Source organism: Kitasatospora sp. NPDC057542 (assembly GCF_042801945.1).
Classification (GTDB): domain Bacteria; phylum Actinomycetota; class Actinomycetes; order Streptomycetales; family Streptomycetaceae; genus Kitasatospora.
Genome location: NZ_JBHVFE010000036.1, coordinates 12,383 through 35,180, shown reverse-complemented (window position 1 = coordinate 35,180; position 22,798 = coordinate 12,383). Strand labels below are relative to the sequence as shown.

At 74.5% G+C, this 22,798-nt stretch carries 22 protein-coding genes; 7 read left to right on the top strand and 15 right to left on the bottom strand.

Annotation, left to right across the window (positions count from 1 at the left end; genetic code table 11):
- Nucleotides 1-4 precede the first annotated feature (4 nt).
- Entirely contained in the window at nt 5-1,636 is a 1,632-nt protein-coding gene (locus tag ACFU7Y_RS07590) for a M28 family metallopeptidase (RefSeq protein ID WP_224280117.1), read from the bottom strand.
- A gap of 151 nt (nt 1,637-1,787) precedes the next feature.
- On the opposite strand from ACFU7Y_RS07590, the gene ACFU7Y_RS07585 reads away from it, so the two are divergent.
- Nucleotides 1,788-1,970 (top strand): antitoxin, encoded by a 183-nt coding sequence (locus tag ACFU7Y_RS07585; protein ID WP_224280119.1) that lies wholly within the window; start codon nt 1,788-1,790, stop codon nt 1,968-1,970.
- 450 nt (nt 1,971-2,420) lie between these two features.
- Here the strand turns inward: ACFU7Y_RS07585 and ACFU7Y_RS07580 are convergent, their stop codons facing one another.
- Entirely contained in the window at nt 2,421-2,948 is a 528-nt protein-coding gene (locus ACFU7Y_RS07580) for a DinB family protein (RefSeq protein ID WP_224280121.1), read from the bottom strand.
- A 312-nt stretch (nt 2,949-3,260) separates the two neighbouring features.
- Between ACFU7Y_RS07580 and ACFU7Y_RS07575 the strand changes: the two genes are divergently transcribed.
- The 4 genes from ACFU7Y_RS07575 (at nt 3,261) to ACFU7Y_RS07560 (ending at nt 6,961) form a co-directional block, all read left to right on the top strand.
- Nucleotides 3,261-4,139, top strand: a complete 879-nt coding sequence (locus tag ACFU7Y_RS07575; RefSeq protein ID WP_224280123.1) for a class I SAM-dependent methyltransferase — start codon at nt 3,261-3,263, stop codon at nt 4,137-4,139.
- 511 nt (nt 4,140-4,650) lie between these two features.
- Complete coding sequence (locus ACFU7Y_RS07570) at nt 4,651-5,538, top strand: oxaloacetate decarboxylase (protein ID WP_224280125.1); 888 nt, start codon at nt 4,651-4,653, stop codon at nt 5,536-5,538.
- Entirely contained in the window at nt 5,535-5,852 is a 318-nt protein-coding gene (locus ACFU7Y_RS07565; protein WP_380766766.1) for a hypothetical protein, read from the top strand. The genes ACFU7Y_RS07570 and ACFU7Y_RS07565 overlap by 4 nt, the downstream gene beginning before the upstream one ends.
- A 122-nt stretch (nt 5,853-5,974) precedes the next feature.
- Entirely contained in the window at nt 5,975-6,961 is a 987-nt protein-coding gene (locus ACFU7Y_RS07560) for a bile acid:sodium symporter family protein (RefSeq protein WP_380766767.1), read from the top strand.
- Here ACFU7Y_RS07560 and ACFU7Y_RS07555 read toward each other — a convergent pair.
- The 6 genes from ACFU7Y_RS07555 to ACFU7Y_RS07530 form a co-directional block, all read right to left on the bottom strand.
- A complete protein-coding gene (locus ACFU7Y_RS07555; RefSeq protein ID WP_224282952.1) occupies nt 6,927-7,391 on the bottom strand; it encodes a hypothetical protein in 465 nt (154 codons plus the stop codon). The genes ACFU7Y_RS07560 and ACFU7Y_RS07555 overlap by 35 nt on opposite strands.
- A gap of 294 nt (nt 7,392-7,685) precedes the next feature.
- Complete coding sequence (locus ACFU7Y_RS07550; protein WP_224282953.1) at nt 7,686-8,528, bottom strand: hypothetical protein; 843 nt, start codon at nt 8,526-8,528, stop codon at nt 7,686-7,688.
- Nucleotides 8,525-10,360 carry a GMC family oxidoreductase gene (locus ACFU7Y_RS07545; protein WP_380766765.1) on the bottom strand — a complete coding sequence of 612 codons (1,836 nt, stop codon included), beginning with the start codon at nt 10,358-10,360 and terminating at the stop codon, nt 8,525-8,527. The genes ACFU7Y_RS07550 and ACFU7Y_RS07545 overlap by 4 nt, the downstream gene beginning before the upstream one ends.
- Nucleotides 10,357-10,887 (bottom strand): hypothetical protein, encoded by a 531-nt coding sequence (locus ACFU7Y_RS07540; RefSeq protein WP_380766764.1) that lies wholly within the window; start codon nt 10,885-10,887, stop codon nt 10,357-10,359. Before ACFU7Y_RS07540 ends, ACFU7Y_RS07545 begins: the two co-directional genes overlap by 4 nt.
- Nucleotides 10,888-11,116: 229 nt before the next feature.
- Nucleotides 11,117-12,184: a TIGR03617 family F420-dependent LLM class oxidoreductase gene (locus tag ACFU7Y_RS07535; protein ID WP_224282956.1), complete on the bottom strand. Its 1,068-nt coding sequence runs from the start codon at nt 12,182-12,184 to the stop codon at nt 11,117-11,119.
- Between the two features lie 99 nt (nt 12,185-12,283).
- A complete protein-coding gene (locus ACFU7Y_RS07530; RefSeq protein WP_224282957.1) occupies nt 12,284-12,913 on the bottom strand; it encodes a TetR/AcrR family transcriptional regulator in 630 nt (209 codons plus the stop codon).
- A 110-nt stretch (nt 12,914-13,023) separates the two neighbouring features.
- Here ACFU7Y_RS07530 and ACFU7Y_RS07525 point away from each other — a divergent pair, with 110 nt between their 5' ends.
- Nucleotides 13,024-14,553, top strand: coding sequence for a carboxylesterase/lipase family protein (locus ACFU7Y_RS07525; RefSeq protein WP_380766763.1), 1,530 nt, complete (start codon nt 13,024-13,026; stop codon nt 14,551-14,553).
- Between the two features lie 149 nt (nt 14,554-14,702).
- Here the strand turns inward: ACFU7Y_RS07525 and ACFU7Y_RS07520 are convergent, their stop codons facing one another.
- Entirely contained in the window at nt 14,703-15,383 is a 681-nt protein-coding gene (locus tag ACFU7Y_RS07520; protein WP_380766762.1) for a type 1 glutamine amidotransferase domain-containing protein, read from the bottom strand.
- 189 nt (nt 15,384-15,572) lie between these two features.
- Between ACFU7Y_RS07520 and ACFU7Y_RS07515 the strand changes: the two genes are divergently transcribed.
- Complete coding sequence (locus tag ACFU7Y_RS07515; RefSeq protein ID WP_380766761.1) at nt 15,573-16,484, top strand: LysR family transcriptional regulator; 912 nt, start codon at nt 15,573-15,575, stop codon at nt 16,482-16,484.
- A gap of 8 nt (nt 16,485-16,492) precedes the next feature.
- On the opposite strand, the gene ACFU7Y_RS07510 is transcribed toward ACFU7Y_RS07515, so the two are convergent.
- From ACFU7Y_RS07510 to ACFU7Y_RS07485, 6 genes are all read right to left on the bottom strand, one after another.
- Nucleotides 16,493-17,326, bottom strand: a complete 834-nt coding sequence (locus tag ACFU7Y_RS07510; RefSeq protein ID WP_224281381.1) for an ABC transporter permease subunit — start codon at nt 17,324-17,326, stop codon at nt 16,493-16,495.
- Nucleotides 17,323-18,336 (bottom strand): ABC transporter ATP-binding protein, encoded by a 1,014-nt coding sequence (locus ACFU7Y_RS07505; protein ID WP_380766760.1) that lies wholly within the window; start codon nt 18,334-18,336, stop codon nt 17,323-17,325. The genes ACFU7Y_RS07510 and ACFU7Y_RS07505 overlap by 4 nt, the downstream gene beginning before the upstream one ends.
- A gap of 102 nt (nt 18,337-18,438) precedes the next feature.
- Entirely contained in the window at nt 18,439-19,866 is a 1,428-nt protein-coding gene (locus ACFU7Y_RS07500) for an RtcB family protein (protein ID WP_308020229.1), read from the bottom strand.
- Between the two features lie 76 nt (nt 19,867-19,942).
- The gene (locus ACFU7Y_RS07495) at nt 19,943-20,398 is read right to left on the bottom strand and encodes an archease (protein ID WP_224281383.1); all 456 of its coding nucleotides are present in this window, start codon (nt 20,396-20,398) and stop codon (nt 19,943-19,945) included.
- A gap of 82 nt (nt 20,399-20,480) precedes the next feature.
- On the bottom strand, nt 20,481-21,719 hold the full coding sequence (locus ACFU7Y_RS07490; protein ID WP_380766759.1) for a styrene monooxygenase/indole monooxygenase family protein: 1,239 nt from the start codon (nt 21,717-21,719) through the stop codon (nt 20,481-20,483).
- 159 nt (nt 21,720-21,878) lie between these two features.
- Nucleotides 21,879-22,631 (bottom strand): thioesterase II family protein, encoded by a 753-nt coding sequence (locus ACFU7Y_RS07485; protein WP_224281385.1) that lies wholly within the window; start codon nt 22,629-22,631, stop codon nt 21,879-21,881.
- Nucleotides 22,632-22,798: the final 167 nt, after the last annotated feature.

Below are 22,798 nucleotides of genomic sequence, written 5' to 3'. Positions count from 1 at the left end.
GGCCTCAGGCCGTCACCCCGTGGGAGCGGTCGCCGCCCGTGCCACTGGTACCCGTCGCGCCGGCCGCGGGCACCGCCTTCGCGGCCGGGCGCTGGGCCGGGACGGGCTCGTGCAGCGAGGACAGGTCCCAGGCGTAGGTGCCGACGGCGTTCGCGATCACGTCGATGTTGACGTCGAAGGCGCCCATGTCGATGTTGCCCAGGTTGTCGCAGGCCTTGTGGTAGCACGCGTCGTACGCGACGCCGGCCGTGCCGCCGTAACGGGCCGCCTGCTCCGGGGACTTGACCTTCTCGGCACCGGTGTCGGTGCCGCCCGCCGGGATGCCCGCGTCGATGAACGGACCGTAGTCGGAGCGGCCGTTGAAGGCGGTCGGGTCGTGCGGCAGGCCCCGGCCGTCCAGGTAGCCGTTGATGTCCCGCTCCAGCTGCGCCGAGCCCTCGGGGCCCGCGCCGCCGCCGGCGCTGCCGGAGCCGTTGTAGACGAACTGCGCGTAGTTGGGGGATGCGATCATGTCGAAGTTGAGGTAGAGGCCGATCTTCTTCCGCTCCGCGTCGGAGAGGGAGTTCACGTACGCCTCGGCACCCTTGAGGCCGAATTCCTCGGCCGACCACCAGGCGAACCTGACCTTGTTCTTCACCGGGTGCACGCTGAGGTTCTTCGCAACCTCCAGGATGCCGGCCGAGCCCGAGCCGTTGTCGTTGATGCCCGGCCCCTCGGGGACGGAGTCGAGGTGCGCGCCGACCATCACGGTGTGGGCCGGGTCACCGCCGCGGGTCTCGGCGATGACGTTCCACGTCTTGCGCGGCTCCATGAAGGTGCGGATGTCCAGGGCCACCCGGACGGGCCCGGCGGCGGCCTCGGCGGCCAGGGCCTCGCCCGCGGCCTCGGTGATCCCGCCGGTCGGGATCCTCCCGGCCGTCGGCTCGCCGAGCGTCCCGTTGAGGTTGCCCTCGGTGTTGTTGTAGATGATCGCCCCGACCGCGCCCACGGCCGCCGCGGCGGCCTGCTTCTCGGCGAAGGGGCACCCGCCGCGCCGGATCAGGGCGATCTTGCCGGTGAAGGCGCCCGCCGGGTAGTCGGCGGGCGTGCAGCCGGTGGTGGCGCCGACAGGTGCGACCGCCAGGTCCGCGGTCAGGCCCGCCTCCGGGCCGCTCGCCGAGTACGTCATGGCGATCACCGGCACCGACTCGGCCTTCGGGGAGACCACGTCGAGGCGCTCCGAGCGGGCCTCGAAGAAGGTGTACACGAATTCCTGCTTGGACACCTTGAGTCCGGCCCGCCGCGCCTGCTCGTAGACGTACTGCGCGGACTGGTCGTGCCCCGTCGAACCGGCCACCCGGGTACCGCCGTTGCGGTCCGCGATCAGCTGGAGCGCGGCCAGGGTGGCCCGGGCGTCCCGGGCGCTGCTCGCCTCGACCAGCCGGGAGGCCAGCTTGGCGCCCTTGCGCGCCGGGTCCGGGTCGGCCGAGGCGGTGCCCGCGCCGGCCAGCAGCAACGGGGTGACCAGGGCGGCGACGGTCAGGGCGGCGCCCGCGCCACGCCGGGTGACGGCGGTTCGCGGGCGCCCTGGAGTGGTGGCGCGGTCGTGTGGGGTGAAACGGTCGAGCGGGGAGGTGGAGCGACGGGTACGCAGCATCAAGGCAACTCCTTCCGACGGGCCGTGAGGTCATGATTTGACATGATCGGAATCCCGTTGCCAAGCCTTTACGCACGCCGCGCGGATGCGGCCCGCCGCACGTGCGGCGATATTGGAGTAGTGGGGGCGTCTCATCCAGGAGTGTGACCAGATGTCCATGATGGATAAGCTCAAGAGCCTGCTGAAGGGCCACGAGGAGCAGGCCGAGAAGGCCGTCGACAAGACGGGCGACGCCGTCGACGAACGCACCCAGGGCAAGTACGGCAGTCAGGTGGACGCCACCGAGGAGCAGCTCAAGAACCAGTTCCGCAACCAGTCGCCGCCCCCGCAGTAGCGGGTTCCGCGGGGCACCGTACCCGGCGCCGCCCGGCCGGTTCCACTGCCCCGGTCCGGCCCGGCGGCCGGACCGGGGTTCAGGCTTCCCGGCGCCCGGGGTCCGCCGTCCGGCGGTCCGCCATCCGGGGGGCCGCCGTCCCGGGCAGGCCGTCGTCACCTTCCCGGCCACCGCCGCCCGCGCCGCAGTTCTCGCAGGGTGCCGGTCCGGGCCCCTCGCGCAGCCGTCCGCACTCCGGGCACACCCGGTCCAGCCAGCAGGCCGACTCGCCGCCTTGGTCCACGCGGTCGATTCTGCCCGGAGCACCCTCCCGAACGCGAGTGGACACTGTCCACGGCCGGGGGGCGCGGGCGGTCTGCGCAGACCGTGCTGCACACCGGCCCGGCGGCCGGTCAGGTCTCGCCCGCGCGGCCGGAGTCCGCCATCCGGCCGTGAGCGACGCCCGGACCGTCACACGCCGGTGACACCGTCGACGCACTCCCGGAGCAGGTCGGCGTGGCCGTTGTGGCGGGCGTACTCCTCGATCAGGTGCACCAGGATCCAGCGCAGCGAGACGCTGTCCGCACCGATCACCGCCGCGGCCTGCGGGGAGAGCGGGCCGGTCGCGTCCAGCGGTTCGTCCGCGGTCAGTTCCCGGCCCCGGTCGATCTCCGTCCGCCAGTCCACCAGCGCCTCGGCCAGCCCGCGCGCAGGGTCCAGCCGGTAGCCGTCGGCGTTGTCCGTGCCGTGCACCGGCGGCACCTGTCGACCGGCGAACACCCGTTGGTACCAGTTGCGTTCGACCTCGGCGAGGTGCTGCACCAGGCCCAGCAGGGTCATCGGGGAGGGCGGGACGGACGCCAACCGCACCTGCCGGTCGTCGAGCCCGTCGACCTTCCGGGCGAGCGTGGCCCGCTGGAAGTCCAACCAGGTCTCCAGCATGGCGCGTTCAGCTGCGTGCGGGGGCGGGATCGGCCGCCCGTCCGGGGTGAGTGCCATGGCTGCCACTCTGGCACACGCTCCCACTCGCCCCACTCGAACTCCGGGGCCGTGTCAGCACCGCGAGCAGTACGAGCTGCACGACCGCGCCCACCGCCAGCCCCCTCGGAACATTAGGCCGCACGGGCGAATCGGAAGCGAAAACGAAGGCGTACGCCCCTGTCGAACGCCGGAGCGAAAGGCCGGATTCAGGCCGTTCCACACCTGGCTCGCCCCGGCCCCGGCATCGCTATGATGATCCGCCTCACGTCCTCGGCGTCCCCTCCGCGGCGTGACCCGCCACCGCGCCCCGCCGTCCCCCTGGAGGCCGCCGTGCCCACTTCCGAGACCGCGGTCGAGGCCGCAGTCCACTCCGCGCCGCTGAAGCGGGACGACATTCCCGGCTGGTTCTTCAGCCTCGACCGGGCCGCCTTCAGCCACCTGCTGTCCGCCCAGAGCACGGCCGGCGTCACCGGCGACATCCTGGAGCTCGGCAGCTACCTCGGCCGCAGCGCCGTCCTGCTCGGCGACCACCTGCAGCCGGGCGAGCGGCTGACGGTCTGCGACCTGTTCGACTCCGAGGCGGGCGACGCCGAGAACGCCGCAGAGATGAACATGTCCTACCGCAAGACCCTCACCCGCAGCGCCTTCGAGGCCAACTACCTCGCCTTCCACGGCTCGCTGCCCGAGATAGTGCAGGCCCCGACCTCGGTGCTGGCCGACGGCCGCATCCGGGCGGGCAGCTGCCGGTTCGTCCACGTCGACGCCTCCCATCTCTACGAGCACGTCGCCGGGGACATCGCCGTGGCCCGCGCCGCGCTCGCCGAGAACGGCCTGGTCGCCCTGGACGACTACCGCTCCGAGCACACCCCGGGCGTCTCCGCCGCGGTCTGGGAGGCCGTCTTCACCGGCGGGCTGCGGCCGGTCCTGCTCACCCCGATGAAGTTCTACGGCACCTGGGGCGACGCGGCGGCCGCCCGGGCGGTCCTGCGGGAGCGCGACTGGCGGGCCGAGGGGTACACCGTCGACGAGGACACCATCGCCGACGCCCGGGTACTGCGCCTCAACTACCAGGTCAAGGCCCCGGTCCAGCGCTCCACCTCACGCCGGATCGCCCTGGAGCTGCTGCCCCCGGTCGCGACCAAGGCCACCCGCCGGATGCTCCGGACGCTGCGCGAACGCCGCGCCGCTCCCCCGGTCCCGAACGCCTGACCCCTCGCCGGGGCCCCGCCCCCCACCGGCCGGGCCCCGGCGCCGCCTTCGCCCCGCACACCCCTGCGGCACCGAGCCGAGCACCCCGCCGCCGCGGCGGCGATCGACACCCCGAGCGACACCACCGGCCGACACCCCCCAGCCAGGCCGCGAACACCGCCACCCCACCTCCTCCGGCCCCGCACCGACGCCGGTGACCACCAGCCCGGCCGTCAACTCCCCGGCGGAGGACCTCGGCTGCGGCACAGCCCGGGGCGCGCAGCCGATCCCGGTCGACGCCGGGCCGGCGCCGGGGAGGGCTCGTGCCGACCGCCCCTGCCGTCGCGGCGTCAGTCCATTGCGGGTGACCATATTGTTGGGACTTCTTATTTTCTCCTCCGCTTCACTCTAATGAGTGAACCTCATTTAAAGATTTGCCCACAGAACATTAAAGGGCACATAGTGATGACACCTCAGTTCGGTCTGGTGAACACCAAGTTCAGGCAAAGTCATCCCCAGTGAGGAGAAGACCTTGTTCCACGGAAACACGGCATCGGACAACCCCGGGCAGCGGCTGCGCGCGGAGATCGCGGGCCCGGGGACGACGCCGCTGATCGGCGTCTACGACATGTACTCGGCCTCCATCGCGGCCGAGCACTACGACGGCATGTTCGTCTCCGGCTTCGGCTTCGCGGCCTCCTACTACGGGCTGCCCGACATCGGTTTCATCGCCTGGCCCGACATGGTGGGCTTCGTCGAGCGGCTGCGTGGCGCCTTCCCCCGGCACCACCTGCTGGTCGACATCGACGACGGCTACGTCGATCCGGAGGTGGCCTGCCACGTCGTGCGCAGGCTCGAACGGATCGGCGCGTCGGGCGTGATCCTGGAGGACCAGAAGCGGCCCCGCCGCTGCGGGCACGCGGACGGCAAGCTGGTGCTGCCGCTGGAGGAGTACCTGGAGAAGCTGGAGCTGGTCCTCGCCAACCGGACGGACCTGGTGGTGGTAGCGCGCACCGACGCCACCGAGGAGGACGACATCCTGCGCCGGGCCCGGGCGCTCGCCGCCACCGACGCCGACGTGGTGCTGGTGGACGGCGTGCGCAGCGAGGAGTGGATCCGCCGGATCCGCCGGGTGGTCGGCGACAAGCCGCTGCTGTTCAACCAGATCGCGGGCGGCAAGTCGCCCCGGCTGTCGCTCTCGGAGCTGTCGGACCTGGGTGTGGACGTGGCCATCTACAGCACGCCGTGCCTGTTCGCCGCGCACCGGGCGATGGACGAGGCGCTGGCCGGCCTGAAGGAAGCCGACGGGCGGCTGCCCGCCCCGGCCCGGGGGCAGGAGCAGGTCGGCGTGCGGGAGTCCACCGAGCTGCTGGAGCGGAACGTCTCGCGCTCCCGCGGGCTGATGGCGGTGACGGCATGAGTGCCGGGCCGCGCGGGCCCGCCCCGCCCTCGCCGGCCGCCGCCCTGCGGGCCACCGCGCTGGGGCTGGCCGGGGCCTGTGCCCTGCTCGCGGGCGCCGCGGCGCCCGCGGCGGCCGGCGGCGGGCTGATCACGGTCGTGGACAACTCGAACGCCGACTCCTGGCTGGAGGTCGACCGGACGGCCAACCTCCAGAACGGCAGCGGCTCGGCGGGCAGCGACCACGACGGCGCCGGTTCGCTGGTGGGCGGCCTGCTCGGGCCGGGGTCCTCGTCCGGGCCCTCACTCCGCCCGGTGGCGGGAGGCGGCCCGTGACCGACGGCCTGGCGCGCCCGGAGCAGCCACCAGGGCTCCGGGCGCGCGGGGAACGGACGCAGTCGCAGTGCGGGCCCGGGCCCCGCTCCCGCGGGCTGCTGCCCCGCCGGCTGGACCCGTACATGGCGGCGCTGGCCGGGACGGTCGGGCTGGCCGCGCTGTTCCCGGCCTCGGGCGTCTCGGCCCGGGTCGCCGGGGTCGCCTGCGACCTCGCGGTGGCGCTGCTGTTCTTCCTCTACGGCGCCCGGCTCTCCACCCGCGAGACGCTGGCGGGGCTGCGCCACCTTCGGCTGCACGGGCTGGTGCTGGCCGCCACCTTCGTTCTCTTCCCGCTGCTCGGGCTGGCCACCGCGCTGCTCACGCCCGTCCCGCTGACCGGGCCGTTGCAGACCGGGGTGCTCTTCCTCTGTCTGGTTCCCTCCACGGTGCAGTCCTCGGTGGCGCTCACCGGCGCCGCCGGGGGCAACATCCCGGCGGCGATCTGCGCGGGCACCTACTCAAGTCTGGCGGGGCTGGTGCTGACGCCGCTGCTGTCGGCCTGGCTGCTGGGTTCGCACACCGCGCTGTCCGCGGACGGGCTGCTACGGATCGGGCTGCAGCTGCTCGCGCCGTTCCTGCTCGGGCAGTTGTCGCGGCCGTGGCTCGGCGGCCTGCTCTCCCGGCACAAGCGGGTGCTCACCCCGGTGGATCGCGGCTCGATCCTGCTGGTCGTCTACACGGCGTTCAGCGCGGCGGTGTCCCAGGGCATCTGGGGCCTGGCCACCCCCCTCGCGCTGCTCGGACTGCTCGCGGTGCTGCTCGCCCTGCTGGCCGCCGCCCTGGCGGCCACCGGGCTCGGCGCCCGGCTGCTGGGACTCGACCGTCCGGCAGCCGTGGCGGCGGTGCTGTGCGGTTCGCAGAAGAGCCTGGCCAACGGCCTGCCGATGGCCACCGTCCTGTTCGGAGCGCAAGCCGGACTGATGGTGCTGCCGCTGATGCTCTACCACCAGCTCCAGCTGATCGTCGGCACCGTCCTCGCCGGCCGCTGGTCGCGGGCGCCGACGGCCTCCGCGGCCGGCCCGGTCCCGGCCGCGCTCAGCGGCCCGGACGCTCCGCCAACGCCCGGGTGATCCCCCGGCGCAGCCTGGCCGAGGCCCCGGGCTGCCGACCGAGCCGGTGCAGCCGTTCGGCCGGCAGCTCAGGTCGGCGGGCCAGCGCCAGCACCGCCGCGAACGGGCGGTCGCCCTCCGCCAGTCGGTCGCCCACGAGATCGACCAGACCATCCAACGCCGCGCCCGTGAGGGCCGGGTGGGCGGCGATCAACCGAAGGAGGCAGTTGTCGTTCCATGTGCTGTTGCGCCGGGTGGACAGCGAGGCCAGCAGATCGGCGGGCGCGGCGGCATTCGAAGCTATCGCGTGCCAGACGAACGGGTACTCCCCCTGCGCGAGTCGGCGCAGGACGTCCGGATTCGAGGTCCGCTCGGCCAGCCGCAGGTAGTCCCCGCCGTCGTGGAGGTGCTTGAGCGCCTCGGCGTCGTCCATCGTGTCCGTCGAATCCATCGCGCCCCGCCGCGTCCGTGTCGTTCACGTCGAGGCGCGACCCTAGCAGGCGGCCGACCCGTCCTCAGCCCCCTTTCGGCAGGGGTGCTGAGGGCGGTGGCCGGGAGGGTGGGCAGCGGTCCCTCGGGCCGCAGCGTCCAGCCGGCCGGGGCCGGGGGCTCCGGGCCCGGGCGGGCGGTGAGGGTCAGGGTGCCCCGTCGTCCGCGAGGACGGTGTACGGCATGGCCGACCGGACCCGACCGCAGGCGACGTCCCGCCGCACGGCGGTGCCGCCCGGGGCGAACACCGGGGCCGTCATCGGACGTAGTAGGCCCGGTTGTGGGCGGCGACCGGCGGGGACTGGTAGGTCCACACCCCGGCGGCCGGGGCGTCGGCGATCAGGTGGCCGAGGTCGCGGGCGGACTCCTCGGCGGGGTTGCCGAGATCGAGCCGGACGCGTTCCGCGGTGCGGTCGTCCAGGGCGTAGTAGCGGTAGGGCTGGTAGACGTTGAGCGGCCCGGCCAGCAGCTTGCCCTCGTCGTCGGTGCCGTAGCCGGTGATCGGGGTGTTGTTGACCGATTCGGGGGTGAGACCGACCAGGTTCACGTCCAGGGCCAGGAGTTCCTCCTCGTGGCGCCTCAGTCCGTCCGGTCCCAGGGCGGCCCGACGGCAGGAGACCGACCAGCGTTCACGCACGCCCGGCGCGTTGAGGGAGGGCAGGGTGGTCTCGAACCAGCCCGGGTGCTTGGGCTCGGCGTACAGCCGGCGCCCGGCGTCGATGGCCGACGGGTTGTCGCAGAGCACGTGCAGCCGGGCGATGCCGAGCAGCTTGGTCTGGTCGTAACCCCTGGCGTACTGACCGTAGTTGACCACCGGCATCCGTTCCTCAGCGAAGAGCGGGTGGGCGATCAGGTTGATCTCCAGCTCCTGGGTGATGCCGCCGCCGTTCGGATACTGGGCGAAGTAGAGCTGGTAGTTGAGCGAGACGCAGGCCCCGCCGTCGAAGGCGGCGACGTTCAGCCCCGGGTGACGCTTGGCGAGCAGTTCGCGCGCCCGCGCGCGGTCGACCAGGTAGTCGACGCCGATGTTGTGCAGTGCGCCGTAGTGGAAGGGCAGGTGGTACGGCTCCGGTACGGGCGGCAGCGGCAGGCCGGTCATGAGGGCTCCGAGGACGAGGACGAGAGCGGGGGCAGGGGCGAGGGGGACGGCGAGCGCGGTGCGGGGGTACGGGAGGCGGCCGGGGTCGGTACGACTGCCGGGCGGTGCAGCTCCAGCAGGTCGCGGTGCATCCGCTCGGCGCTGCGCAGCGCGAGGGCGGCCATGGTGAGCGAGGGGTTGGAGGTGCCGAGGGAGGGCATCGAGCCGCAGCCGACGGCGTACAGGTTGGGGTGGTCCCAGCAGCGCTGCCAGTGGTCCACGACCGAGTTCGCGGGCGAGTCGCCCATGATGTGGGTGCCGCCCCCGTGGCCGGCGCCCCGGTAGCCGTGGACGGCTCCCCGGTGTTCGAGCCGCCCCGGCCATCCGGCCGCCGGGTAGGCGGTGTGGTCCTCGGCGCCGAGCAGCGCGAACAGCTGGTCGGAGACGGCCCGGGCGGAGGCCATCCCGTCACGGACGTACTCCGAGAGGTCGTAGCGGACGACCGGACCGGGCAGACCGAGCGGGTCGCACCGGTCCCGGTCGAGGGTGACCCGGTTGGTCGGGTCGGCGGGCTGCTCCAGCTCGAACTGGAGCGAGAACTGACGGCCCAGCCGGTCACCGAGTCGCTCGCGCAGCTCCTTGCCGCGCAGGCCCTCCGCGAGCAGCGCCGCCGCCTCGGCCTCCGGCGCGCCGCCCGCCCAGGACCAGCCCCAGTTGCCGATCTCGATCCGGAACGGCGCCCGGCGGTCGCGCCCGGGGCCGAACCGGAAAGCCTCCAGGCCGCTGGTGGACCCGGGGCCGCGATAGGGGCCGACCGGGCGGGGCATCAGCCCCCAGGTGAGCAGGGCCGGGTGGTCCATCAGGTTCCGGCCGACCTGGTCGCTGCGGTTGGCCAGGCCGGAGAGGAGCAGCAGCCGGGCGTTCTCGATCGCGTGCGCGGCGAGGACGACCAGGTCCGCCTCCACCCGGTGGGCCGTGCCGCCCGCGAGGTACTCGACTGCCCCGACCCGCCCGGTTTCCGGGTCGGCGAGCACCCGGCTGACGACGGCCTCCGTGCGCAGTTCGATCCCGGCCGCCCAGCGGGCCTGGGTCCGCAGCGGGGTGTACTTGGCGCCGCTCGGGCAGGCCGGGACACAGCCCGCGCTGCCCGCGCAGAGCGGTCCGTCGGCGGAACCGGGCCTGGTCGGCACGCCGTTTCGGGCGTGCGGGGTGGCGGTGACGGCGAGCCGGGCGGGGCCGGACACGGCGGGGTCGCGGACGGTCCGGCCGTCGAGGGCGCGGGCCAGCTGCCGGTCGAGATGGCTGGCCGGGATGGCGCGCATCGGGTAGTCGTAGCCGTCCGGAATGGGCAGTCCGACGGCGCGGCGCTGCTCGTCGGCGTCGGCGGCGACCCCGAGTTCCCGTTCGGCCTCGCGGTAGTGGGGTTCCAGGTCGTGGTAGCCGATCGGCCAGTTGCGGCCGTGGCCGAGGTCGCCGGTGCGGAAGTCCTCGGGGTGCATGCGCGGGGTGAGCCCGGTCCAGAGCAGTCCGGTGCCGCCGTTGACGCGCAGGTAGCCGCTGGCGTAGGGCAGCGGCCCGTACTGGCGGAGGTGGCCGGTGGCGGTGAAGCCCCCGTCCGGGCGTCCGGTGAGGTCGGTGACGTCGGGTGACGGCGCTTCGGGGCTGTGCGGGTAGGGCGAGGTGGGTGGTCCGCCGCCGGCCGCGCGGTGGGCGGTGGCGGCCTCGGCGCCGGTGGGAGCGGCCCGTCCGGCCTCCAGGACGAGGACCCGCCAGCCCTGTGCGCCGAGGCGGTGGGCGACCAGTGTCCCGGCGAAGCCCGCTCCGACCACGACGGCGTCCCAGCGCGCGTTCACCGGCCCTCACCACCGTTGTCCGGTGCCGCCGCACGTCGGGGGGCCTCGGCTCCCCGCAACGGCTCGGCTCCGCCCAGTGGCTCAGCGCCTCCCCGGACCTCAGCGTCTCCCCGGACCTCAGCGTCTCCCCGGACCTCAGTGCCGCCCGGGACCTCGGCGCCTCGGGGTGCCTCGGCCCAGCTGCCGTGTCCGGGGGCGGCGGCCCCGGGCGGGGTGGCGTGGAAGGTCCGCCAGACCAGTCCCTGGTCGTGGGCACGGGCGGAGGAGGGCGCCTCGCCGGGCCAGGCTCCGACGTACCAGAGGTGGACCAGGGCGTGCTCGTCCCGGACCCGGTGGGCCAGCGTGGTCCGGTGGTGCTCGTCCGCCATGCCGGTGGCGCGCAGCTCGGGTACGTCGAAGCCGGTGAGCTCGGCGCAGACGCGCAGGAACTCGTCCAGGTCGGCCAGGGCGTCGACGTGCGCGTTCGCGGCGGGGTCCCAGCACTCCGCCAGGTCGTAGTCGGCCGGGTGGTCGTCGGACACGGACACGCGGGCACCCCCACGATCGACAACGGGTGGCCGAGGCATGACAGGCCGTACGGCGCAACGGACCGTACGGCGCGACAGGCCCCACAACGTGGCAGGCCCGGGGTGCCGAGCCTCGCCGAACCGCCCGGCCTGCCACCGCGATCCTGCCGCCCGCCCTCACCCCCGGAAACGCGTTGCACGAATCTGCCCGGACTTCGTCACTCCTTGCCCGGTCAGCCGCCCACCACGATCACCCGGCGTCCGCTTCCGGTCGGCCCAGCGCCCGGACCGCCGACAGGACGTCCAGGCCCAGCTCCGGATCGGCGTCCTCGGGCAGACTGACGGACAGCCGGGTGACCAGACCCGCGTACCGGCGGTGGACCTCCCGGGCGACCTCCTCGACCGAACCGCAGACCGCGAAGGTGTCGAACACCTCGTCGTCGATCAGCGCGGCCATCTCCGCCCAGCGCCCGCGCACCGAGTGGGTGTGCAGTTCCTCCTGGAGCCCCTCCCAGCCGTGCTGCGCCAGCACCGGGCGGTAGGCCGGCGTGGAGGCGTAGAACGCGAGCCGCTCGCGGGTGGCCGCCCGGTTGACCGCCAGCTCCTCCTCGGTGCGGCCGGTGGCGGTGAGCACGCTGCCGACGACCTCGAACGGCCGCTCCGTCCATGCGGCCCCCTCCGCCTCGGCCCGGGCCCGCTCCTCCGTCAGGCCGGGCAGCACCTGCTCGGCCAGGTAGGCGGTAGAGGAGAACGGGTGGCTGAGGAAGCCGTCGGCCACCGCCCCGGCGGTCCGGGTCATCAGCGGCCCGACGCCCGCCAGCAGGATGCGCGGCACCCCGGACGGGACCGGGTCCGGCGAGAACACCGGCGTCATCACCGTGTGGGTGTAGAACTCGCCCCGGAAACGCAGCCGTTCGCCGGTCTGCCAGCTGTGCCAGATCGCCCGCACCGCGTGCACGTACTCACGCATCCGGGCGGCCGGGCGGTCCCAGGGCATCCCGAAGCGCTTCTCGATGTGCGGCTTGACCTGCGAGCCGAGCCCGATGACGGCCCGTCCGCCGGAGGCCGCGTGCAGCCCCCAGGCCTGGTAGGCGAGCGTCATCGGGGTCCGGGCGAAGGCCACCGCGATGCCGGTGGCCAGCTCGATCGACTCGGTCCGGTCGGCCGCGCGGGCGAGCTGGAGGAACGGGTCGTACGCGGTCTCGGCGACCCCCAGCCGGTCCATGCCCCGGCGTTCGGCCTGCTCAGCGGCGTCCAGGATGCCCGCCGGGTGTCCGGAGGCGGTGGCGTCGAGGCGGAGGGCGGCGGGTCGGTCCATGGCGTTGTGCTCCTGGTCGCGGGCGGCGGTGCTACCCGGGTAGCCTGCCACGTCTCGGCCCGCGTCCCGGACGGACCGCCGCCACCTCCACCCGCCGCCTCACCGACGGCCGCCGGCCCCACCCGCACCGCCCGGCAGTGCGAACAGCCGTTCCAGGTGCCGGTCGACGGCCGCGAGCACGGCGGCGGGCTCGACCACCTCCAGCTCCAGCAGCGTGGTGAACCCGGTGAGCGCGAGCAGCAGGTCGGTCTCCACCACCGGGTCGCGGTCGGGCGCCAGGTACCCGTCGGCGATCGCCTGCCGGACCACCTGCTCGACCATCGCCCGCCCCTGGAGCAGGCCGCCGCGGGCCCGTGCGTGGACCTCCTCGTCGTGCAGCGCCTCCAGCACGTAGGCGGCGCTCATCCGGCTGGTCGCCCGCGCGTCGGCGTGCAGGGGCAGCAGTTCGACCAGCATGACCCGCAGCACGTCACGCGGGTGCGGCCGCTCGCCGAGCGCTCCCAGTGCCCGGCCGACCCGCAGTGCGCTCTGCTCGCCGGCGAAGTCCATCGCGAAGGAGAGCATCTGCGCCCGGGAGTCGAAGTAGTGCTGGAGCTGCCCGAGCGAGATGCCGGCCTCCTGCGCGACCTCGCGCATCGTCAGGTGCGTGGCGCCGCGCCGCTCCACGACCCGCCACAGCGCACGGGCGATCATCTCGCGGCGTTCCCGGTGGTCGACCTGCTTCGGCATGGGCGGCGGCTCCTCGGGCTCTCTCCACGCGCGGCGTACTCTTTTCCATACACTTGACACAATACAGTCGACCGATAACGTGGAAAGCCTTCCGAGGGAGGGGCGTCCACATGCCGGAGCAACCCGTCGTCCGCACCACCGAAGGACTCGTCCGTGGCTGCTGGGAGCCGCAGCACGGGCAGGACCAGCGACAGGACCAGCAAGCGGGCCGGGAACTCGCGGTCTTCCGCGGCATCCGCTACGCCCAGCCGCCCGTCGGAGCCCTCCGCTTCGCCGCTCCCGTCGAGCCCGAGTCCTGGGACGGCGTCCGTGAGGCCGCCGCCTTCGGCCCCGTCGTCCCCCAGTCCGGGCCGATGCCCGCCGAGTCCCCCGGAACGTCCGAGGACACCGACTGGCTGACGCTCAACGTCTGCACACCCGATCCGGGCGCGGCCGGGCTGCCGGTCCTGGTCTGGATCCACGGCGGCGGGTTCATCTCCGGGGCCTCCGGCGACCCGCTGTACGACCCGACCGCCCTGGCCTCCGCCGGGCTGGTCGTGGTGAGCATCAACTACCGCGTGGGCGCCGAGGGTTTCGCGCTGCTGGAGGGCGCCCCGGCCAACCGGGCCTTCCTCGACCAGATCGCCGCCCTGCACTGGGTTCGGCGCAACATCGCCGGGTTCGGCGGGGACCCTGCGCAGGTGACCGTCGCCGGGCAGTCCGCCGGCGCCGGGTCGGTCGCCGCCCTGCTGACGATGGACCAGGCCCGCGGCCTGTTCCGGCGAGCCGTCGCCCACACCGTGCCGGGCAACCACTGCACGCCCGCCCTGGCCGCGGAGGTCACCGCCGAGCTCGCGAAGCTGCTCGGCACGGCCCCCACCGCCGCCGCGCTGGCCGAGGTGCACCCGTGGCGCCTGGCCTCGGCGGTCACCGAACTCGGCACCGCGCTGCCGGAGCACCTCGCGCGCTGGGGCCGGCTGGCGCACAGCGGCATCGCCACCGTCCCGGTGGTCGACGGCGAGGTCATGCCCGGCTCTCCGTGGTCGGCGCTCACCGCCGGCGTCGAGCTGCTGGTCGGCCACACCCGGGACGAGTTCCGGCTGTTCAGCGTCCTCAGTGGACGGCACGGCACCTTCACCGAGGAGGAGGCCCGGCTCGCGCTGGATCTGTTCGCCCCGCCACCGGGCGGCCCGGACGCCTACCGGGCCGCCCTCCCGGGCGCGACACCCTCCGAGCTCATCGAAGCCGTCAGCTCCGACGCCCTCTTCCGGGTGCCGTCCCTCCGGCTGGCCGAGGCCAACGCGGCTGCCGGCGGCACCTCGTACCTCTTCGAGCTCGCTCTGCCCGCTCCCGCCCTCGGCGGCGTCTTCGGCGCCTGCCACGGTCTGGACGTGCCGCTCGCCTTCGGCAGCCTGGACAGCCCGACGGCGCGGCACGTCCTCGGCGACCCGCCTCCGCCGCAGGCGGTCCGGGTCTCGGCGGAACTGCGGCAGGCCTGGGTCCGGTTCGCCACCACCGGCGACCCGGGGTGGCCCGCCTTCGATCCGGACGGGCAGCTCACCCGGGTCCTGGACGCCCGCTCGGAGACCGTCCGCTACCCGCAGCAGGCCGCCCGCCGGATCTGGACGGGGAACCCCCTCACCGCCTACGGCCTCCGCTGACGGAAGCCCGGCACGACGGGACGCCCGAGGGCCGGTCCGGCGGATCCGCGACAGGTCCTGGACACCCCACCCGTACGGGTGAGCGACGGGTACGACACGTGCGCACGCTCCGTCGCTCACCCGCCCGCGTGGGGCCCACCGCGCGGCCGCTACTTCGCGGCGTCCTCCAGCATCTTCAGCAGCCCGGCGGCCACCAGGGCCGAGGAGGCCGGGTTCTGACCGGTCACCAGGTTGCGGTCGACCACCGCGTGCGGCGCCCAGGGCTCGCCCTCCTCGAAGTCCACGCCGAGCTCGACCAGCCGGTCCTGGAGCAGCCACGGCGCCCGGTCGGCCAGGCCGGCCTGGGTCTCCTCGGCGTTGGTGAAGCCGGTCACCCGGTATCCGGCGAAGGGCGAGCCGCCGTCCTCGGTCCGCGCTGCGAGCAGTGCGGCCGGGCCGTGGCAGACCACCCCGAGCGGGCCCCCGGAGGCGAGCGCCCGGGTCAGCAGCCGGCCGGAGTCCGCGTCGACCGCCAGGTCCTCCATCGGGCCGTGACCGCCCGGGTAGAACACGACGTCGTAGTCGGCCGGGTCGGCCTCGGCCAGCACCAGCGGCTGCCGGAACTCGGCGATCTTCGCCAGTTCCTCGGCCATCGCCGGATCGGTCAGGCCGGCCCGGTCCGCGACCGGGACGACGCCGCCCGGGGTGGCGACGGTGACCCGGTGACCGGCCTCGGTGAAGGCGCGGTACGGGACGACCGCCTCCTCCGCCCAGAAGCCGGTCGGGTGCGCGGTGCCGTCGTTCAGGGTCCAGACCTTCGAACCGGTCAGGACGAACAGGATGTCGGCCATGGGGTGTGCCTCCAGGGGTGCCGGGGTCTGCGCCGCGACGACCTGCCGCGACGCTCACCCCGTCGACGCTAGACGCGCCCCACCCGCGGGAACCAATGGGCCTCGCGATGCGAGGCATCGGGATCCCGATGCCTCACCCGGATCGTCGAGCCGGCCGTCGAGCCATCGGAATCCCGTAGGCTGGCCGGCATGAGCGATCGGCCGACCACCGGCTCCGGCCCGCTGGACCTCAACCAGCTGCGGACCTTCCTCGCCGTGCACCGGGTGGGCTCCTTCACCGCGGCCGCGCACCTGCTGGGCCTGTCGCAGTCCACGGTGACCGCGCAGATCCGGGCGCTGGAGCAGCGGCTCGGCCGGGAGCTGTTCGAGCGCGGGGCCCGCGGGGTCAGCCCGCTGCCGTACTCCGACGACCTCGCCGCCCGCCTCGCCGTGCCGCTGGACCAGCTCGCGGGCCTCGCCGGCGGGCGCGGCGGCGGCGTGCCGGAGCCGGTCCACCTCGCCGGGCCGGCCGAGTTCCTCGGCACCACCCTGCTGGCCGAGCTGGCCCCGCTGGTCGCGGAGGGCGTCCGGCTGCGGGTGACCACCGGGCTGACCGACCCGCTGCTGGCGGAACTGCGGGCCGGGCAGCACGACCTGGTGATCGCCACCCGGCGTCCGCACGGCCGGACGCTGCTCGCCGAACCGCTGGCCGACGAGGAGTTCGTCCTGGTCGCGGCCCCGGTCTGGGCCGAACGGCTGGCCGGCCGGGAGCTGCCCGGCGCGCTGACCGAGGTCCCACTGCTCAGCTACGCCGAGGACCTGCCGATCGCCCGCCGCTACTGGCGGCACGTCTTCGACCGGCGGCTGCACGCCCGGGCCGCGGTCACCGTGCCGGACCTGCGGGCGGTGCTCTCGGCGGTCACCGCAGGCGCGGGCTGGAGCGTGCTGCCCGGCTACCTGTGCCGGGCCGAACTCGCGTCCGGGACCCTGCGGTTGCTGCACGAGCCGGCCGATCCGCCGATCAACACCGCCTACCTGGTCCGCCGCCCGGCCGGCCCGGCCAACCCCCACGTGGCCCTGGTCCGTGAACGCCTGCTGGCCGCGGCCCGCAGCTGGGGCTGACGTTCGGCTCAGACCGCCAGGTCCCGCCGTTCCAGCAGCCGGAAGGCCGCCGCCAGCCCGATCAGCCCCACGCCGATCAGCACCCCGAAGGCCGCCCACGGCACGCCGCCGTGGGCGAGCACATCGCCCGGCGCGTAGTAGTGGAACGGGCTGAGGTAGCGCAACGACCTGACCGGGGACCAGGCCAGCGCGACGAAGTTGACCGCGAAGCCGACCGCGCCGAACGCGACGGCCGCGCCGATCACATGGGCCCGCCGCCGGCTGAGCGCCGAGACCGCCAGCACCGGTCCGGTCAGGCAGAACGCGAGGGCGCAGCCGAGCAGTCCGGCGGTGAACACCGCACCCTGCGGGACGGCCGAGCGCAGCGGCGCGGAGATCGCCACTCCGAGCGCGAGGGTCAGCGTGGCGGCGGCGTTGAGCAGCACCGTGGCGGCGATCAGGGCGCCGGCCCGCTCGGCGAGCAGCCGGCGGCGGGAGACCGGGCGGGTCATCAGCAGCTCGATGGTGCCGGACTCGACGTCGGCCGCGACGGCGGCGGCGCCGAGCGAGCCGATCGCGGTCAGCAGGAGGGCGATCCAGAACGGGTGGGTGAGTCCGGCCCCGAGCAGGCCGGGGTAGCTGGCGATGGAGACGTCGCCGTTGGAGCCGCTGAAGGCCTTGAACGCGCCGGGCGGGGTGCGGCGGGCACCGAACAGCTCGCCGGTCGGAACGGTACTGGCGATCACCACGATCAGGGTCTCGAAGACGACCATGCCGAACAGCAGGGAGAGCAGCATCCGGCGGCGCCGGTGCAGGGCGAGCCAGACCAGCGGGAGGCGGCGGTTGACGGTACCCGGCTTCACGGCCGCTCCTCCGGCTCCGGCAGGCGACTGCCGTTCGGGTGCTCCTCGGCCCCGACGGAGCCCTCGGCCCCGACGGACCGGTAGAGGTCGAGGAAGGCCTCGTCCAGGCCCGCCTCCTCCACCGTCAGGTCGGCCACCGCCTGTTCGGCGAGCACGGTGCGCACGGCCGCGACCACCTCGTCGGGCGGCACCAGCAGCTCGACCCGCGGACCGTCCCAGCGCGGGGACCACCGCTCGGCGGCACCGAGCGGCCTGGCACCCCGCCCGTCGCCGAGGACCAGCCGGACCCGGCGGGCCCGGGCCTGGCGCAGTTCGGCCACGGAGCGGACGGTGACCAGCCGTCCGTGGCGGACGATGGCGACCCGGCCGCAGGTCCGCTGCACCTCGGGCAGCACGTGGCTGGAGAGCAGGACGGTCCGCCCGGCCGCGGTCTCCTCGGCGAGCAGTTCGTAGAAGGTCTCCTGGACCAGCGGGTCGAGCCCCTCGCTCGGTTCGTCCAGCACCACCACCGGCGGCCGGTGCTGGAGCGACTGGACGAGCCCGAGCTTCTGCTTCATGCCGCGCGAGTACTCCCCCACCGGTCGGGCCAGGTCGGCCCGGGAGAGCTTCAGCCGCTCGCACAGTTCGCCCTGGCGTGGCACCGGGGCGCCCTGGAGGGCGGCGAGCAGGTCGAGGGTCTGCTGCCCGGTGAGTTCGGGGTAGAGCCGCAGTTCGCCGGGCAGGTAGCCGATCGAGGGGGCGAGCCGACCGTGATCGGCCACCGGGTCCAGGCCGAGCACCCGCACCTGCCCGTCGCTGGGGCTGAGCAGGCCGACCAGGCAGCGCAGCGTGGTGGTCTTGCCCGCGCCGTTGGGGCCGAGCAGGCCGAACACCTCCCCGGCCTCGACCGACACGTCCAGCCGTTCGATGCCGACCGTGGCACCGTAGCGCTTGGTGAGCGAGCGCAGTTCGATCACCGGGCCGCCTCCGGTGCCGCGGCGTTCCACGGCCGGCTCCGGGTTCCCCGGCATGACCACCTCCTGTGACGGGTGCGCTGCTGCAACGGATGCGTCCGACATCCAAGCGCGCCCGGCCGGGCGAGTCGAGGGACGCGCCCGGACCGGTGCGGCGGCTCACCCCTTGCACACGCCCAACGGCACCAGCCGGGCGACCTGGCGGGCGAGCCCGACGGCCTCGGTGACGGCGGCCACCGCGTCGACGTCCTTGTACGCCTCGGGCGTCTCCTCGGCCAGCGCCCGCCAGGAGGCCGGCCGCACCGCGATCCCTCGTGCCTCCAGCTCGCTCTTCAGCCGCTCGCCGCGCACGGTGCGCAGCGCCTGGTGGCGGCTCAGCACCCGCCCGGCCCCGTGACAGGCGGAGCAGAACGCCTCGTTGCCGGGCAGGCCGACCATCACGTACGAGGCGGTGCCCATGGTGCCCGGCACCAGCACGGGCTGCCCGGCCTCCGCCAGGTCGGCGGGCAGGTCGGGGTCGCCGGGCGGCAGCGCCCGGGTGGCGCCCTTGCGATGCACGCACAGCCTCCGCGGTTCGCCGTCCACCTCGTGGGTCTCCAGCTTCGCGAGGTTGTGCGAGACGTCGTAGACCAGTTCCAGCCCGACGCCGAGCACGGTGGCGAAGGCGCGGCGGGCCGCCTCGGACAGCAGCTGCCGGTTGGCCCGGCCGTAGTTGGCGGCGGCGGTCATGGCGCCCAGGTAGGCGTGACCGCGCGGGGAGTCGACCGGGGTGCAGGCGAGCTGGCGGTCCGGGATCTCGATCCGGTAGCGCTGCAGTTCGCGGTCCATGGCGCGGACGTGGTCGGTGCAGATCTGGTGGCCGAGGCCGCGCGAACCGCAGTGGATCATGACGCAGATCTGGCCGGGCCGCAGTCCGAAGGCCGCGGCGGTCCGGGCGTCGTACACCCGGTCGACGGCCTGCACCTCCAGGAAGTGGTTGGCCGAGCCGAGGCTGCCGACCTGCTGCAGCCCGCGCTCGACGGCCCGGGTGCTCACCTCGCCCGGGGCCGCGCCGGCCAGCACGCCGCGGTCCTCGCAGCGTTCCAGGTCGCGGGGTACGCCGTGGCCGTGCTCGACGGCGTAGCGGGCGCCGCCGAGCAGGAGTTCGTCCAGTTCCTCCGGTCCGGACAGCCGCCACAGGCCGCCCCGGCCCAGGCCGCGCGGGACGGTGCGGTCCAACAGGTCCATCAGGCGGCCGATCCGCTCCCGGTCGAGTTCGTCCCGGCTGACGCCGGCCGCCAGCAGCCGGACCCCGCAGGAGATGTCGAAGCCCACTCCGCCGGGCGAGACGACTCCGCCCCGCTCGACGTCGGTGGCGGCGACCCCGCCGATCGGGAAGCCGTAACCCCAGTGCACGTCGGGCATCGCGTAGGAGGCCCGGACGATCCCGGGCAGCGTCGCCACGTTCGCCACCTGCTCCAGTGCCTTGTCCCCGGCGGCCTGCGGCAGCAGCGCGGCGGTCGCGAACACCACGCCGGGCACCCGCATCGGCGGGCGCGGCTCGATCCGCCAGCGGTGCCGGCCCGCCTCGGCCAGTGCGATCTCCACCTCGCTCACCCCGCTCCGCTCACCCGCTCCCGACGAGCGGTCCCGCCGGATTGTCCGGACGGCCTGTCCGGGCGGTTCAGACGTCGACGGTGGCCCGGCAGGTCCAGCCGTCCGGCCCGGCGCTCAGGTCCAGGTCGTGCAGAGAGACCGCCTTCGGCACGGCGCCGACCAGGGCTGCCGTGGCAACGTCCGCCATCCGGAAGCGGACCGTCACCCGGCGGGCCCCGTCCAGGCCCTCGATCGGGCCGACCGCCACCGCGACCGGCAGTTCGCCGTCGGCGTCCATCCGGTAGATGACCTCCTCCAGGACGCCCGCGAGCAGGTCCGGGTCACTCACCGCGAGGACGGTGCAGCCGCGCTCGCCGACGATCCGCGCGCCGGCGAGGTCGGCGAAGCTGCCGACGACGGCGTGCACCAGCTCGCCGATGCAGCCCTCGGCCGTCGGCGCCCAGGCCTCCACCCGCAGGTCGGCCGTGTGCGGCACGCTCCGGTGGCCGCTGGCGGACCGGCCGGCGGGCTCGCGTCCGTCCACGAGCGACGCCTCCCGCACCCGTTGCCCTCTTCCCTCCAGCGTCGTCCCGCGGGCCGCCCGGAGGCAAGTGCGGGCGGGTTCGTCAGGCTCCGACCGAGGCCAGGTAGGCGGCGGCCAGCTCGGGGGTGGCCAGCCAGGCGGCGTGGTCGCTCGGCTCGGCGTAGGTGTTGGCGAGCCGGCGGCCGACCTCCGGGTGTTCGGCGGCGGCCGCGAACACGCCCTGGAGGTGGTCCGGCACGGTCAGCATCGCGGCCGTGAACTCCACGCTGTGGCGGGCTTGTTGCTGCCAGAAACGTTCGGCGGTGCGGCACATCCAGTCGGCCGTGTACGGGGCGTCGCCGTGCTCGACGACGGCCCGGCGGTAGGCCTCGGCCGCCCGGGCGGCGTTGTTGGCGCCCTGTCCGGTGATCGGGTCGGTCACCACGACCGCGTCGCCGAGGCCCAGCACGTGGACGGCGTCCACGCCCGACCCGAGCTCCGCCACCGGGTGCCGGACCACCGGGGTGACCGCGCCGAACAGTCCGGCCCCGGCGTCGGTCGGCTCGGCCTCCGTCCAGAGCTCCGCCTCCCAGGGCAGGTACTCGCCCAACAGTTCGCGGATCCGGTCCAGTTGGACGTCCGGCGGCGGTGCGTCGCCGAACGCGTCCAGCGGGCTGCCGGGCAGCGCCTCCCAGAGCAGGATGTCGCAGGGGCCGGAGAGGGTGAGCGCCGGCTGCAGGTACAGCTCGCCGAGACCGGGCAGGGCGTTCATCCGGGCCCTCGGCCCGGCGCCCGGGTCCGGCGAGCCGACGCCGTGCGCGTACAGGCAGGACAGCGCCCGCTGCGGCCGGTCGAAGGGCGAGCGGACGGCGTCGCGCTCGAAGACCCCGGACAGGGCGCCGCGTCCGGCCGCGACCACGGTCAGCTCGTGCCGGCGGGCCAGCTCGTGCAGCCCGGCACGGTCCAGCGTCCGGTACTCGACCTCGCCGCCGCGCTCGGCCAGCAGCTCCAGCCAGCCGGCCAGCTTGAGCCGCTGGTCCACCGACTGGGCGGGCTCGTCCAGCCTCATGGTGTACTCCAGGGCCCGCACGCCAGGGGGCGCCGCCAGCACCGCCTCCACCGAGGAGACGGCCGGCGCCTGCTCCGCCCAGAGGTCCAGCCCGGCCTCCGCCTCGATCCGCAGCGCGGGGCCGAACATCGCCTGGGTGGACAGCACCCGGCCACCGCGCAGCTGCTCCGGGGTGCGCTCGGCGACCAGTGTCACCCGGTACCCGTCCGCCACCAGCCCGAGCGCGAGCTGGAGGCCGGCCTGGCCCGCTCCGACAACGGCGATCCGGCGCACGGCGTCCTCCCGATGATCTGCTGATGATCCGTCAAACAGGCACAGTAGTCGAGCGGGAGCGCTCCGGTCACCGATGCGGGCACATCGGTTCGACGGCCGGCGCGGTGTCCGGTTCGCGTTCCCGGTGGGCTGCCGCCCCTGGCGCCCGCCCCGACCGGCTCAGCCGCGCAGGTGCGCGGTGAGCAGCTCCACCACGGCCTCGGTCCGGTCGGCCAGGTAGAAGTGGCCGCCCGGGAAGACCCGCAGGTCGAAGCCGCCGGTGGTGTGCCGCTCCCACTGGACGACCTCGTCGACGGTGGCGTGCGCGTCGGACTCCCCCGCCATGGCGGTGATCGGCAGCGACACGGTCGCGTCCGGGGCGCTGCAGTAGGTCTCGACGGCCGTGTAGTCGGCCCGCAGACTCGGCAGGATCAGCTCGCGCATGCCGGACATGGCGAGGATCCGGTCGTCCGTGCCGCCGAGCACGGAGATCTCGGCGAGCAGTTCGTCGTCCGGCAGCCGGTGGACCGTGGTCGTCCGGGGCAGCGAGGGCGCGCGGCCGGCCGAGACGAACAGCCGCTCGGGCCCCTTCACGCCGTCGCGCTCGAAGCGCCGGGCGGTTTCGAAGGCGACGGCCGCGCCCATGCTGTGCCCGAAGAAGGTGAGCGGCCGGTCCGCCCACTCCCGCAGCTCCCGGGCGAGCTGCTCGGCGAGCCCGGTCACCGAGTCGATCGTCGGCTCACCGATGCGGTTCTGCCGGCCCGGGTACTGGACGGCGAGCACGTCGGCGTGCGGCGCCAGCGCGTTGGCGTACTCCAGGTAGTAGCTGGCCGAACCGCCGGCGTGCGGGAAGATCACGATCCGGGCGGGCGCGGAGTCGGACGGGTTGAACCTGCGGAACCACGGATTCTCGACGACGGCGCTGCTGGGCATGCGGGGTGTGACCTCTCTCCGTGACGGACTCTGCCCACAGTCTGGCAGTGCCGGGAGCGGCCGCGGGAGCATTCTGACGATCATGGCCCCCTGTGGGCCGGTTCTCGCCCGTGCTCCCCGGCCGGTGCCCGCTCACCGCCCGGGGCCGGCTGCTGCCGGGCCCGGAC